The sequence below is a fragment of the Pseudomonas sp. CC120222-01a genome, assembly GCF_003097235.1.
Classification (GTDB): Bacteria; Pseudomonadota; Gammaproteobacteria; order Pseudomonadales; family Pseudomonadaceae; genus Aquipseudomonas.
In genome coordinates, this window is record NZ_QEQQ01000002.1 from 384,435 (window position 1) to 397,768 (window position 13,334).

At 63.7% G+C, this 13,334-nt stretch carries 11 protein-coding genes and 1 riboswitch; of the genes, 5 read left to right on the top strand and 6 right to left on the bottom strand.

The genetic code is table 11. The features are described 5' to 3' along the window. Positions 1 to 127: 127 nt before the first annotated feature. Positions 128 to 1,549: a bifunctional D-glycero-beta-D-manno-heptose-7-phosphate kinase/D-glycero-beta-D-manno-heptose 1-phosphate adenylyltransferase HldE gene (gene hldE / locus N430_RS04640; protein WP_103445929.1), complete on the top strand. Its 1,422-nt coding sequence runs from the start codon at positions 128 to 130 to the stop codon at positions 1,547 to 1,549. Between the two features lie 33 nt (positions 1,550 to 1,582). Here the strand turns inward: hldE and N430_RS04645 are convergent, their stop codons facing one another. The 4 genes from N430_RS04645 to N430_RS04660 are packed head-to-tail and all read right to left on the bottom strand — an operon-like array spanning position 1,583 to position 4,970. After that, a complete protein-coding gene (locus tag N430_RS04645) occupies positions 1,583 to 2,551 on the bottom strand; it encodes a metal ABC transporter ATPase (protein ID WP_085676736.1) in 969 nt (322 codons plus the stop codon). A gap of 55 nt (positions 2,552 to 2,606) precedes the next feature. Further along, a complete protein-coding gene (locus tag N430_RS04650) occupies positions 2,607 to 3,419 on the bottom strand; it encodes an aldo/keto reductase (RefSeq protein WP_110633396.1) in 813 nt (270 codons plus the stop codon). Continuing rightward, positions 3,416 to 4,591, bottom strand: coding sequence for an FAD-binding oxidoreductase (locus N430_RS04655; RefSeq protein WP_110633399.1), 1,176 nt, complete (start codon positions 4,589 to 4,591; stop codon positions 3,416 to 3,418). Before N430_RS04655 ends, N430_RS04650 begins: the two co-directional genes overlap by 4 nt. 46 nt (positions 4,592 to 4,637) lie before the next feature. Continuing rightward, positions 4,638 to 4,970 carry a multidrug efflux SMR transporter gene (locus N430_RS04660; RefSeq protein WP_110633402.1) on the bottom strand — a complete coding sequence of 111 codons (333 nt, stop codon included), beginning with the start codon at positions 4,968 to 4,970 and terminating at the stop codon, positions 4,638 to 4,640. Positions 4,971 to 5,057: 87 nt separating this feature from the next. On the opposite strand from N430_RS04660, the gene N430_RS04665 reads away from it, so the two are divergent. Further along, positions 5,058 to 5,948 carry a LysR family transcriptional regulator gene (locus tag N430_RS04665; RefSeq protein WP_110633406.1) on the top strand — a complete coding sequence of 297 codons (891 nt, stop codon included), beginning with the start codon at positions 5,058 to 5,060 and terminating at the stop codon, positions 5,946 to 5,948. Between the two features lie 11 nt (positions 5,949 to 5,959). Further along, a complete protein-coding gene (waaA, locus tag N430_RS04670) occupies positions 5,960 to 7,231 on the top strand; it encodes a lipid IV(A) 3-deoxy-D-manno-octulosonic acid transferase (RefSeq protein WP_110633409.1) in 1,272 nt (423 codons plus the stop codon). A 114-nt stretch (positions 7,232 to 7,345) separates the two neighbouring features. Here the strand turns inward: waaA and N430_RS04675 are convergent, their stop codons facing one another. Continuing rightward, a complete protein-coding gene (locus N430_RS04675) occupies positions 7,346 to 8,782 on the bottom strand; it encodes a TolC family outer membrane protein (RefSeq protein WP_110633412.1) in 1,437 nt (478 codons plus the stop codon). 161 nt (positions 8,783 to 8,943) lie between these two features. Then, a riboswitch (TPP riboswitch) is annotated at positions 8,944 to 9,050 on the top strand. Between the two features lie 155 nt (positions 9,051 to 9,205). Between N430_RS04675 and thiC the strand changes: the two genes are divergently transcribed. After that, complete coding sequence (thiC, locus tag N430_RS04680) at positions 9,206 to 11,086, top strand: phosphomethylpyrimidine synthase ThiC (RefSeq protein ID WP_110633415.1); 1,881 nt, start codon at positions 9,206 to 9,208, stop codon at positions 11,084 to 11,086. A gap of 136 nt (positions 11,087 to 11,222) precedes the next feature. Beyond that, positions 11,223 to 12,506 carry a putative hydroxymethylpyrimidine transporter CytX gene (cytX, locus tag N430_RS04685; protein WP_110633418.1) on the top strand — a complete coding sequence of 428 codons (1,284 nt, stop codon included), beginning with the start codon at positions 11,223 to 11,225 and terminating at the stop codon, positions 12,504 to 12,506. Here cytX and N430_RS04690 read toward each other — a convergent pair. After that, positions 12,475 to 13,221: an RsiV family protein gene (locus N430_RS04690; RefSeq protein WP_110633421.1), complete on the bottom strand. Its 747-nt coding sequence runs from the start codon at positions 13,219 to 13,221 to the stop codon at positions 12,475 to 12,477. The two genes, cytX and N430_RS04690, sit on opposite strands and share 32 nt — an antisense overlap. Between the last annotated feature and the right edge of the window lie 113 nt (positions 13,222 to 13,334).

A 13,334-nucleotide genomic window follows, 5' to 3' on the forward strand; every position in this document is an offset into this window, starting at 1 on the left:
CGCCTTGATCGGGGCCGTATCGGCCCCGATTGTCACGGGAATGTTCCAGGGTGTATCTGGCCGTAAAGCCGTCGCCTACCCTGTGCTAATATCCTGCCCCTGTTCATTATTTCCATATGGGTTGCCCATGAAGTTGTCCATGCCGCGTTTCGATCAAGCCCCGGTACTGGTGGTCGGCGATGTCATGCTCGACCGCTACTGGCATGGCGGTACTTCGCGTATCTCGCCTGAAGCGCCAGTGCCGGTGGTCAAGGTCGATCAGATCGAGGATCGCCCCGGCGGCGCGGCCAACGTTGCCTTGAACATCGCCGCCCTTGGCGCGCCAGCCTCGTTGATCGGTGTCACCGGCCAGGACGAGGCCGCCGACAGCCTGGCCAACAGCCTGCAGGCCGCTGGCGTGCGTTCGGTGTTCCAGCGCATCGCGCACCAGCCGACCATCGTCAAGCTGCGTGTCATGAGCCGTCACCAGCAATTGCTGCGCATCGATTTCGAAGAGCCGTTCGCCACCGACCCGCTGTCGCTGGGGGCTGAAGTCGATACCTTGCTCGAAGGCGTCAAGGTCTTGGTCCTGTCCGACTACGGCAAAGGCGCGCTGAAGAACCACCAGAGCCTGATCCAGGCTGCACGTGCCAAGGGCATCCCCGTGCTGGCCGACCCCAAGGGCAAGGATTTTTCCATCTACCGTGGCGCCAGCCTGATAACCCCGAACCTCAGCGAGTTCGAGACCATCGTCGGCCGCTGCGCCGATGAGGCCGAACTGGTCGCCAAAGGCCTGCAATTGCTTCAGGACCTGGACCTCGGCGCGCTGCTGGTAACCCGTGGCGAGCACGGCATGACCCTGCTGCGCACCGGTCAGCCGGCGCTGCACCTGCCTGCCCGGGCTCGCGAAGTATTCGATGTGACCGGTGCCGGCGATACCGTGATTTCGACGCTGGCGGCGGCCATTGCCGCAGGCGAAGACCTGCCGCACGCCGTGGCTTTGGCCAACCTGGCTGCGGGCATCGTGGTCGGCAAACTGGGTACTGCCGCAATCAGTGCCCCTGAGTTGCGCCGGGCGATCCAGCGTGAAGAAGGTTCCGAGCGTGGCGTGCTGGGCCTGGAGCAATTGTTGCTGGCCATCGACGATGCACGGGCGCACAAAGAAAAGATCGTCTTCACCAACGGCTGCTTCGATATCCTCCACGCCGGGCATGTCACCTACCTGGAACAGGCGCGGGCACAGGGCGATCGCCTGATCGTCGCAGTCAATGACGATGCATCGGTCAGCCGCCTGAAGGGGCCGGGCCGTCCGATCAACAGCGTTGACCGGCGCATGGCCGTGCTGGCTGGCCTGGGCGCGGTGGACTGGGTGATCAGCTTCCCTGAAGGCACCCCGGAAAACCTGCTGAGCCAGGTCAAGCCGGATGTGCTGGTCAAGGGCGGGGATTACGGTATCGACCAGGTGGTGGGTGCCGATATCGTCAAGGGCTATGGCGGCACCGTGAAGGTGCTGGGGCTGGTCGAAAACAGCTCGACCACAGCCATCGTCGAGAAGATCCGTAAGAACTGATCGATTGCTGGGGCCGCAAAGCGGCCCCAAATGCTACTTGTGAAGTGAAGTGCGGGCCCGTTCCAGCAGCGCCCGTGCCTTGTCGCCAAAGCGCTGCAGATGTGAAGCCGGCGCCACCTTGCGCTCCACCAACCCCTGCTGTTTCACCCAGTCCTTCCAGCGAATCCGCTCATCGGCCACTACCCAGCCTTCCTGCCGGGCAAAACTCTCGGCCAGGTACAGCCCACGGGTACTCGCCGGCACCAGCTCATCCTTCTTCAACGTGTACAGCTCGGCCAACGGCTGCCCATCCTGCACCGGCATCAAGTAGAGATCCGGCCGCTTGCGGTTGAGTCGCGCCACCAGTTGGTCACCTTCCAGCCGCTCATCGACATGGAACAGGCTGAGCTTCTTGGCCTCCCTCGGCACCTGCAGGCGCATGTCGTAGATCAGCTGCAGCGAAGCCGTCGGCAAGTGCACATAGGCCCGTGGCCGTTCCAGCAGCATCAGGTTGCCGCAGTGCACCGGGCGGGCAGCACCCGACTCCGGTGTCAGTACGAAAGGCAAGGCTTCGCGGTAATGCAATGCGGCGGCATAGGGGGCTGGCAGCCAGGTGTCATTGAAACGCCCGCTCAGCCAGCCTTCCGGGGTCTCCAGCAGGCATTCTTCAGCCACTTCCTGGACGGCGGTGTGCAGCGGCAGGTTGAGTTCCTGGGCGGGGACATAGCCGGAAATCAATTTCAGGACCACATCGCCGCGGTCCTGGCGGCGCTGCCTCACCAGCACCCAATAATCACGGTGCTGCCAGTGCAGGGTCAGGCGTACGGAAACGCCAAGGTTGGCCAGCTCCACCACGAAGCGCTGCTTGTCGGCCAGCTGGATTGCACGCCGGCGCTGCTGGGTCTGGGCGAAGTTCAGAGGCATGCCGATGCTCTGGTAGACCAGACCTTCAGCGGTGGCTTCGACATGCAGCGGCAGTGTCTTGAAGTTGCTCGGGTTCTTGCGGATCAACGTACGCGCCACGAGGCTCCTCCTTGCGTCGGGTCAGTCTCCAGGCCCATCTTGGCTGGGTGACAACTCAATGCTGGCCAAGGATGCGGGCGACGGTGGCCACGTTGTGGGCCAGATGCAATGGATTGATGGTGCCGACAATAGCACTGCTCACCCCCGGGTGGGCGAACAGCAACTCGAAGCTGGCTTGCACCGGATCGACCCCAGGGGCAAGGCAGATATGCCCGCTGGCCAACGCCTTCTTCACCAGAATGGCCTTGCCGTGTTCGGCAGCGTAGTCCAGCACCGGGCGTTCTGCCTGCTCGTTGAGGTTGTAGGTGACCATGGCGCAGTCGCCTTGCTCCAGCGCTTTCAAGCCACCGGCGACGGTCTTGCCGGAAAGACCATAGCCGAGAATCTTGCCTTCCTGCTTGAGCGCGGCCAGTGTCTGGTAGACCTCTTCCTGTTCGAGGATTGCCAGGTCATTGCCATCGGAGTGCACCAGCACCAGCTCGATGCGGTCAGTTTCCAGGCGACGCAGGCTGCGCTCCACCGAGCGGCGGGTGTGGGCGGCGCTGAAGTCGAAGCTGGACTGACCGTCTTCGAATTCCTCACCCACCTTGCTGACAATCACCCATTCATCGCGCTGGCCGCGCAGCAGCGGCCCCAGGCGCTCTTCACTGCGGCCATAGGCCGGGGCGGTGTCGATCAGGTTGATACCCAGTTCGCGGGCCTGGGCCAGCAGCAGCCGGGCTTCGTCATCGCCGGGGATGGTGAAGCCATTGGGGTATTTGACGCCCTGGTCGCGGCCTAGCTTGACCGTGCCCAGGCCCAGTGGCGAAACCTTGAAACCGGTGCTGCCCAATGGGCGGTGCAAGCCATGCAAGGTTGGCAAGGTCATGGCAGCAGTTGCTCCCAGGCTGGAACACCCAGGGCCGGGCGCGGCAGGCCGGAAAGATCAGCCTGCGCTGCGGGGCGCACGCCATCGCGGTCGAGGCTGGCCAGTACGCGGTCACTGAAATCCGGTGCCAGTGCCAGCTTGGTCGGCCAGCCCACCAGCAGGCGTTGTTGTTCGGCGAGGAAGGCATTGTCGGGGCGCACCAGGCCAGACTGCGCAGGTTCGGCGCGATCGACGCGCAGGGTCGCCCAGCGCACCTGGCTTTGATCGACCCATGGCAGCAGGCTGGCGATTTCCTTCTGCGCGGCGGCAATCTGCGCGGCAGGCTCGCGGGCCACGCCGTCGGCTTCGGCAATATCGCCGCCGAGGTACCAGACCCACTGGCCGTCGGCGGCCGGGTGGGTGGTGACGGTCACACGCGGCTTCGGCCCACCGCCCAGGCAGTGCGCATAAAGCGGTTTGAGGTTCGGCCCTTTGGCCAGGACCATGTGCAATGGCCGGGTCTGCATGGCCGGTTGCTTCAGGCCCAGGGCATGCAGCAGGTCTTCGGTACCAGCGCCGGCGCTGAGCACGATGCGCTGGGCGCGGATTTCACGACCGTCGACGCGCAGGCCGACCAGTTCGTCGCCCTCGCGCAGCGGTTCGATCTGTTCGCCAGCGAGCAGGCTGTCACCGGCCAGTTCGGCCAGGTTGGCCAGCAGGCTGGGCACATCGATCACCAGTTCCGCCAGGCGGTAGACCTTGCCCTTGAATCCGCGGTCCTGCAGGGCCGGTGGCAATTGTTCGCCCTTTACCTGATCGACCCGGCCACGCACGGCCTTGCTGGCGAAGAAGCTGGTCAGGTTGCCGGCCAGGGTGCCTGGCGACCACAGGTAATGGGCATCGGAAAGCAGGCGGGTGCGGGTCAGGTCCAGTTCGCCGTTGCCATCGATCGCTTCGCGCCAGCGTCGCGGCATGTCGGCGATGGCTTCCGAGGCGCCGGTCAAGGCGCCGTGCAGGGCGTACTTGGTACCACCATGGATGATGCCCTGGGACTTGATGGTCTGCTCGCCACCGAGGGTGGCGCGCTCCACCAGCACTGTCGAGTAACCCAGGCGACGCAGGCGGGCATTGAGCCAGAGGCCTGCGACCCCGGCGCCGACGATCAGTACGTCAGTGGAAATGGCGGTTGGCATGGCGGTACCTCGAAGACTGGGACAGCTGGCAAGTATACAGGCTGCCTCAGTGCCCGGCAGTTCTGGAAAACAGCTGAATCACAACCACGCCGCCCACGATCATGGCCATGCCCAGCATCGCCGGTACATCCAGCTTCTGCCCATAGACCACCAGCGCCGCCACGCTGATCAGCACGATGCCAAGGCCCGACCAGATTGCATAGGCGATGCCCACCGGAATGCTGCGCACCACCAGGGTCAGCATCCAGAATGCGATCCCGTAGCCGACCACCATGAGCAGCAACGGCAACGGCGTGCTCAGCCCTTTTACCGCCTTCATGGAGGCAGTGGCGATGACTTCGGCGCAGATGGCGATGGCGAGATAGGTATAGGCATTCATGACGGGATCCTCCGGTAACTGGCTCGGCATTCTAGTGATTACCCAGATGCGGTAAAGTCATTACCTATCTGATGTGGAGATGGGTTGATGGCCGAACAATGGGACCTTGAACAACTGCGCACCTTTCTGCGTGTCGCCGAATTGCGCTCGTTTTCTGCGGTGGCCCGCGAACAGCGCAAGGCACAGTCGGCCATCAGCAATGCCATCGCCCTGCTGGAGACTGACCTCGGTGTCACGCTGTTCGAGCGCAGCAGCGGGCGCCAGCCGAAACTGACTGAAAATGGCACGGCGCTGCTCGAAGATGCCCGCGAACTCTTGCGCCAGTGCGAACGCCTCGATGGCCGTGCCCTGGCCTTGATGCGAGGCCAGGAAGCCCTGTTGCGGGTGGCTCAGGACGAGGCGATGCCTTATCAGCCAGTGATCGACAGCCTCGACGAACTGGCTAGCCGTTTCCCGTACCTGGAGGTGCAACTGGCCAGTGGCGCCCAGGGCGATGTCGCCCGCAAGCTGGCCGAGCGCCGCGCCGACCTGGGGCTGTTCTTTCACCACGAAAGCATCCCGGCATCACTGGAGCGTCGTGCGTTGGGCAGCGTGGAAATGGTCACGGTCTGTGCGGTTGGGCATCCGCTGGCGAGCCAAGGCCAGGTTACCCGCCAGCAGTTGGCCCGCCATCGGCAATTGCTGATCACCCCGCAGCAAAGCGGTTACCCCGGCGGCGAGGCAATCAGCCCGCAAGTCTGGCGTGCCGACAGCTTCTACGCCATGGCCGAGCTGCTGATGCGTGGCCTGGGCTGGGCCTGGCTGCCGCGGCATGTGGTGCAATACCCGACCTACCAGGCGCACATGGTCGAGCTCGACAGCGAATGGCGCCCGCCCGCGCTGGTGGCCGAACTGGCCTGGCGCCGCGATGAGCCGCTGGGCCCTGCTGCGCAATGGCTGGCGGAGCGCTTTGCGGTGCACCTGCGCGCGATCGGGTAAACTCCGCGGCCATGAACAGAACACTCTATACCTTGCTGTTTCACCTGGGCCTGCCGCTGGTTGCGCTGCGCCTGTACCTGCGCGCACGCAAGGCACCGGCCTACGGCCAGCGCATCGGCGAGCGCTTTGCCCGCAACCTGCCGGCCATGCGCCAGGGCGGAATCTGGGTGCATGCGGTGTCGGTCGGTGAAAGCATTGCCGCCGCCCCGATGGTACGTGCGCTGCTCAAGGCCTACCCGGACCTGCCGATCACGCTCACCTGCATGACCCCGACCGGCTCAGAGCGTATCCGCGCGATGTTCGCCGATGAGCCGCGTATCCAGCACTGCTACCTGCCCTATGACCTGCCATGGGCGGCCGGGCGCTTTCTCGACCATGTGCGCCCGCGCCTGGGCATCATCATGGAAACTGAACTATGGCCCAACCATATCCACCAGTGCGCCAGGCGTCGCATTCCGGTGGCTTTGGCCAATGCCCGGCTCTCCGAGCGCTCGGCCCGTGGCTATGGGCGCTTTGCCAAGCTGACCCGGCCGATGCTGGGTGAGATGAGCCTGATTGCCGTGCAGACCGAAACCGAGGCCCGGCGTTTCCGTGATCTGGGCGCTCGCCCCGAGTGCGTCCAGGTGACCGGCTCGATCAAGTTCGACCTGAAAATCGACGAGCAGTTGCCGCCCCGTGCCAAGGCATTGCGCGAACAGTGGGGCGCCGACCAGCGCCCGGTGTGGATCGCTGCGAGCACCCATGAGGGTGAGGATGCCTTGATCCTGCAGGCGCACCGGCAGTTGCTGCAGGTGCATGGTGATGCGCTGCTGATCCTGGTACCGCGGCATCCTGAGCGGTTCGATGCCGTACATGCTTTGTGCGCCGGGCAGTTCGCCACGGTGCGCCGCTCTGCCGGCACGCCGGTGGATGCCCGGACTCAGGTGCTGCTTGGCGACACCATGGGTGAGTTGCTGTTCCTCTATGCCCTGGCCGACATCGCCTTTGTCGGCGGCAGCCTGGTGGCCACGGGCGGCCATAACCCGCTGGAGCCTGCGGCATTAGCATTGCCGGTGCTCATGGGACCACATGTGTTCAACTTCCTTGAAATCAGCGCGATGCTGCGCGAGGCGGGGGCGTTGCAGCAGGTCGATGATGCCGACGGGCTGGCCGAAGCGGTACGGCGGTTGATCGAGCTGCCGCAGGATGCGCAGCGCATGGGCGAGGCGGGCAGGGCGGTGATGCAGGCCAACCAGGGCGCCTTGCAGCGCTTGCTGGATGGGCTGGGCAAGCTTCTCAGCTGATGATTGTGTTGACTGCTTCGCGGGCACGCCCGCTCCCACAGGTACAGTGCAAGGCTTAAGACCTTCGCCTCACCTGTGGGAGCGGGCTTGCCCGCGAAGAAGCCAACATCTGTCTCAAGGCCTGCGCTCGAAGTTCTTGGCCGAGGCGGCCGCCAGGTCCGGTGGCAGGAAGTCCTTGTCCGGGTTGTAGTCCGGCTTCAGGTACTGCTTGAGGTCCTGCAGGTCCTGCGGGCTCAAGGTCCCTGCAGCCTGCTTCAGGCTCAGGTTGTCGAGAATGTAGTCGTAGCGGCTGTTGTTGTAGTCGCGCACCGAGGTGTACAGCTGGCGCTGGGCGTCGAGCACGTCGACGATGTTGCGGGTACCGACCTGGTAGCCGATCTCGGTGGCTTCCAGCGCACTCTGGTTGGAGATGATCGACTGCTTGCGCGCCTGCACCTGCTCCACATCGGTGTTCACCGCGCGGTGCAGGTTGCGGGTGTTCTCCACCACCTGGCGGCGCAGGCTTTCACGTTGCTGCTCGCTCTGGCTCAGGCGCTGGTAGGCCTCGCGCACTTGCGAACTGGTCAGGCCACCGCTGTAGATCGGGATGTTCAGCTGCAGGCCGACGGTGGTCTGCTCCACGTCACCACTGTAATGCACATTGGGCAGGGCAGCCGAGTTGCTGAAACCAAGGTTGTCATTGTCGCCTTTCTGGTACTGGGCCACCGCATCGATAGTCGGAGCGTGGCCGGCCTTGCGCTGGCGCAGGGTTTCTTCGGCAGCGGCAACGGCGTGGTTGGTGGCCAGCAGGTTGAGGTTCTGGCGACCAGCGGTTTCCACCCAGGCCTTGGCGTCGTTGGGGGTCGGCACCTTGACCGGCAGTGTGTGGACAACACCCTGGATCGAGCTGTATTCGCGGTTGGTCAGGGTGACCAGAGCTTCAAAGGCATCCTGTACCTGGCGCTCGGCGACGATCCGGTTGGCCCGGGCGGTGTCGTAGCTGGCCTGGGACTGCAGCACGTCGGTCTTGTCGGAGAGGCCGACGTCGAAACGTTCGTTGGACTGGTCCAGCTGGCGCTTGAACGCTGCTTCCTCGGCTTTGGTCGCCGCCAGGTTGTCCTGGGCCCGCAGCACGGTGAAGTAATCCTGCGCAGTCTGCAGGATCAGGTTCTGCTCGGTTGCCGACAGTTGCAGTGCCGCCTGCTCGTTGACCGCTTCGGCAGCCTGCAGCTGGAACCAGCGATCGGCGCGGAAGATCGGTTGCGAAAGGGTCGCGCTCCAGCTGTTGCCGCTGCGGTTGATGGTCGTCGAAGGCTGGTCGAGCTTGGTGCGGGTATTCTGCATCTCGGCACCGGCCGAGAGGTTTGGCAGCAGCCCCGCGCGGGCCTGCGGCACCACTTCTTTCTGGGCGCCATAATCGGCACGGGCGGCAGCAAGATCGGCGTTGTTGTCGACCGCTTCCTGGTAAACACTGACCAGATCGGTCTTTACCGTCGTGGGCATGTCCGCTGCCCAGACCACTCCGTTGGACGCACAAGACACGGCAATCGCCAGTGAAAGTTTGCGCAGCATAAAGGCAATCCTTGTACGAAATTTAATTACTGAACTGTTGAGTATCGAGCGACGGGCCAGTGTAGTGCCATGCGCATCCGCCAACAATCATAGGTTGCGCCTTTCATCTCCCCTGCGTTTTACCCGCTTGGCTTTGCCGACCACTCCAGTCTAGACTGCGCATGTTCTTGTCGGGGTGCCTTGAAGCAAAGGCTGAGATCGCAGAGGTGCGGATCCCGTTGAACCTGATCAGGTTAGCGCCTGCGTAGGGAACAAGATTGCTCGCCTTCCCGGGGAGCCTCTTGTGCCAGGTCCGGGAATGTCGCAGCTGCATGCAGCTTCAGGCACCCCCATATCCGGCACTGCACCCGTCAACGGGTGCGTCCACGTCTTTCAGGTTCACCCCGACATTCCACTGCTAGGAAGCCGTCTGGAGAGCCTGTGATGACCAAACAAGAAAAAACGATCAACCTCAGCGAATCGGCGCAAGTCGATCAGCAGTCCGTGCAACCGTTCCCGCGTTCGCGCAAAGTCTATGTCGAGGGCTCGCGCCCGGACATCCGCGTGCCCATGCGTGAAATCAGCCTGGACGACACCCCGACCGACTTCGGCGGCGAAAGCAATGCGCCGGTACTGGTCTACGACACCTCTGGCCCCTACACCGACCCCAACGTCATCATCGATGTGCGCAAAGGCCTGGCCGACGTGCGTTCGGCGTGGATCGACGCGCGCGGTGACACCGAGCGCCTGGGTGGCCTGAGCTCCGACTTCGGCCAGCAGCGCCTGAACGATGCCGAGCTGGCCAAGCTGCGCTTCGCCCACGTGCGCAACCCGCGCCGGGCGAAGGCTGGCGCCAACGTCTCGCAGATGCATTACGCCCGCCAGGGCATCATCACCGCCGAGATGGAATACGTCGCCATCCGCGAGAACATGAAGCTGCAGGAAGCCCGCGCCGCCGGCCTGCTCAACGAGCAGCACGCCGGCCACAGCTTCGGTGCCAACATCCCGAAAGAAATCACCCCGGAATTCGTTCGCCAGGAAATCGCCCGTGGCCGCGCGATCATCCCGGCCAACATCAACCACCCGGAAGTGGAGCCGATGATCATCGGCCGCAACTTCCTGGTGAAGATCAACGGCAACATCGGCAACAGTGCCCTGGGCTCTTCGATCGAGGAAGAAGTGGCCAAGCTGACCTGGGGCATCCGCTGGGGCTCGGACACCGTCATGGACCTGTCCACCGGCAAGCACATTCACGAAACCCGCGAGTGGATCATCCGCAACTCGCCCGTGCCGATCGGTACCGTGCCGATCTACCAGGCACTGGAGAAAGTCAACGGCGTGGCCGAGGACCTGACCTGGGAGCTGTTCCGCGACACCTTGATCGAACAGGCCGAGCAGGGTGTGGACTACTTCACCATCCACGCCGGTGTACTGCTGCGCTACGTGCCGCTGACCGCCAAGCGGGTCACCGGTATCGTCAGCCGCGGTGGCTCGATCATGGCCAAGTGGTGCCTGGCGCACCACAAAGAAAACTTCCTGTACACGCACTTCGACGAGATCTGCGAAATCATGAAGGCCTACGACGTCAGCTTCTCGCTGGGCGATGGCCTGCGCCCAGGCTCGATCGCCGACGCCAACGATGCCGCCCAGTTCGGTGAGCTGGAAACCCTCGGCGAGCTGACCAAGATCGCCTGGAAGCATGATGTGCAGTGCATGATCGAAGGCCCTGGTCACGTGCCGATGCAACTGATCAAGGAAAACATGGACAAGCAGCTGGAATGCTGCGACGAGGCGCCGTTCTACACCCTCGGCCCGCTGACCACTGACATCGCCCCAGGTTACGACCACATCACCTCCGGTATTGGTGCGGCGATGATCGGCTGGTTCGGTTGCGCCATGCTTTGCTATGTCACGCCCAAGGAGCACCTGGGCCTGCCGAACAAGGATGACGTCAAGACCGGCATCATCACCTACAAGATCGCCGCACATGCTGCCGACCTTGCCAAGGGCCACCCGGGCGCACAGATTCGTGACAATGCCTTGTCCAAGGCACGCTTCGAATTCCGCTGGGAAGACCAGTTCAACCTCGGCCTGGACCCGGACACTGCGCGTGCCTACCACGACGAAACCCTGCCGAAGGAATCGGCCAAGGTCGCGCACTTCTGCTCGATGTGCGGGCCGAAGTTCTGCTCGATGAAGATCACCCAGGAAGTGCGTGAATACGCGGCCAAGATCGAGGCCGTGGACGTGACGGTCGAGCAAGGCATGCGCGAGCAGGCCGAACGGTTCCGCCAGGAAGGCAGCCAGCTGTACCACAAAGTGTAAGAACGCAGGGGCCGCTCCCACAGGGATCGCGCAAGGCTGAAGGTCTGCGCAGTTCTTGTGGGAGCGGCCTTGTGTCGCGATTCGAGGACGCAGTCCTCGCCAAGAACACCAACAACATTGCCGGCGAGCGCCAAACATGACATCACCCAGCCAATTCTCCCCCGACCACCCGGTCCCCACTCACCAGCGCATCTTCGGCGCCCGTGACCTGTTCTCGCTGTGGTTCTCCCTCGGCATCGGCCTGATGGTCCTGCAGGTCGGCGCCATGCTGGCCCCTGGCCTTGGCCTGGCCGGAGCAATCCTGGCCATCGCCCTTGGCACTGGTGTCGGTGTGCTGCTGCTCGGCGCTGCCGGGGTCATCGGCAGTGACACCGGCCTGTCGGCCATGGGCACCCTGAAGCTGAGCCTGGGGAGCCATGGCGCGCGCTTGCCGGCACTGCTCAACCTGCTGCAACTGGTAGGCTGGGGCGCCTTCGAGATCATCGTCATGCGCGACGCCGCCAGCCTGCTGGGTGCACGGGCGTTCGGCGAAGACAGTGCCTGGAACAGCCCGATGCTCTGGACACTGTGCTTCGGTGGCCTGGCCACCTTGCTGGCGGTTAGCGGCCCGTTGGCGTTCGTGCGCAAGGTGCTGCGTGCCTGGGGTATCTGGCTGCTGCTGGGGGCGTGCCTGTGGCTGACCTGGAACCTGTTCGCCAAGGCCGACCTGGCCGAGCTGTGGAACCGCGCCGGGGATGGTTCGATGTCGCTGGCCGTGGGCTTCGACATCGCCATTGCGATGCCGTTGTCATGGTTGCCGTTGATCGCCGACTACTCGCGTTTCGCCCGTAACGGCAAACATGTATTCGGCGGAACCGTCCTGGGCTACTTCATCGGCAACACCTGGCTGATGAGCCTGGGCGTGGCGTACACCCTGGCCTTTGCCGCAAGCGGCGAAGTCAATGCGCTGCTGCTTGCGCTGGCAGGCGCCGGCATGGGCATCCCACTGCTGTTGATCCTGCTGGACGAGTCGGAAAAGGCTTTTGCCGATATTCACTCGGCTGCCGTTTCCAGTGGCGTGCTGTTGCCACTGAAAGTCGAGCACCTGGCCTTGGCCATTGGTGTGCTATGCACCCTGATCGCCTTGCTGGCGCCATTGGCCCAGTACGAGAACTTCCTGTTGCTGATCGGATCGGTGTTCGCACCGCTGTTCGGCGTGGTGCTGATGGACCACTACGTGATCCGCCGCCGTCGTCTGCCGACGCAGATCGGTGGCTTGCACTGGCAGGCGCTGCTGGCCTGGGTGGTGGGTGTGGCGGCCTATCATGTGATCGCCGCCAAGGCGCCGGAGCTGGGGGCTACCCTGCCAGCACTGCTGCTGGCAGGTGGGCTGCATGGCCTGCTGAGTTTCAGCCGCGGCCGGGAAACAGCTCAGGCTTGAGCACGCCGTTCAGGCGCGGGTAAGGGATCTTCAGTTCCACGTGGCCCATGGAGTAGGGCGCGATGGCATAGACCTCATACTTCACCACCAGCGCGCCGTACGTCAGGGCGATGTGTGGCGAGCGCTTGAAGGGCCAGGTCTTGACGAACTCGGCATCCTTGTCCATGCCCACGCTGATCAACCAGGCCTGGTGCGACGCTTCCACGGTCTTCCAGAAGGTCTCCTCCTGGCCTGGCACCAGCATGTCCTGCAAGGTCAGCACCTTGTCCAGCTTGCGCGAGTAGTTGATGAAGCCGCGGCCCGGCATGCCGTGGGCGCCACCGCTGTCGAGGTAGCTCGACAGTTCGATGATCACCAGCCCGTCATGCTGCTCGCGTACCTTGGCTTGCAGGTAGCTGCTGTTGCGCTTGTCGGCAGTGGCCAGGTATTGCTGCTCGTAGGCCTGCAGGGTGCTTGGCGCGGTGCCATGCTGATTATCTTCGGTCAGCTGCAGCAGGCGTTTTTCGACGATGGCATCGAGCTTGGGCTGGGCCGGGAAGTGCACGGTGTCGATGTTCACCAGCGGGCAGTCACTGGCGCTGCAGCCGGGCTTGACGTGCTCCCAGGCATCACGCTTGACCTCGAGCGGGGTCCGGTAATTGGGTGCGAACAGGCTCTGGCAGGCGCCCAGAGCGAGTGCCAGCACGGCCACGGAAGTCAGTTTGACAAGTGTCATGGTGATCCTTGCAGAACAGGGAAAAGTCGGCCTTTGACCGTCTGCGCGGCCTTCAGTTCGCCACTAAGCTATCAGAGTGAAGACGTGCTGTCCCGAGTGCGCGAACGGTTGCC

Coding starts and splice junctions, on each gene's coding strand:
- hldE (WP_103445929.1), top strand. CDS start 128: ATGAAGTTGTCCATGCCGCGTTTCGATCAAGCCCCGGTACTGGTGGTC.
- N430_RS04650 (WP_110633396.1), bottom strand. CDS start 3,419: ATGACCTTGCCAACCTTGCATGGCTTGCACCGCCCATTGGGCAGCACC.
- N430_RS04655 (WP_110633399.1), bottom strand. CDS start 4,591: ATGCCAACCGCCATTTCCACTGACGTACTGATCGTCGGCGCCGGGGTC.
- N430_RS04660 (WP_110633402.1), bottom strand. CDS start 4,970: ATGAATGCCTATACCTATCTCGCCATCGCCATCTGCGCCGAAGTCATC.
- N430_RS04665 (WP_110633406.1), top strand. CDS start 5,058: ATGGCCGAACAATGGGACCTTGAACAACTGCGCACCTTTCTGCGTGTC.
- waaA (WP_110633409.1), top strand. CDS start 5,960: ATGAACAGAACACTCTATACCTTGCTGTTTCACCTGGGCCTGCCGCTG.
- N430_RS04675 (WP_110633412.1), bottom strand. CDS start 8,782: ATGCTGCGCAAACTTTCACTGGCGATTGCCGTGTCTTGTGCGTCCAAC.
- thiC (WP_110633415.1), top strand. CDS start 9,206: ATGACCAAACAAGAAAAAACGATCAACCTCAGCGAATCGGCGCAAGTC.
- cytX (WP_110633418.1), top strand. CDS start 11,223: ATGACATCACCCAGCCAATTCTCCCCCGACCACCCGGTCCCCACTCAC.
- N430_RS04690 (WP_110633421.1), bottom strand. CDS start 13,221: ATGACACTTGTCAAACTGACTTCCGTGGCCGTGCTGGCACTCGCTCTG.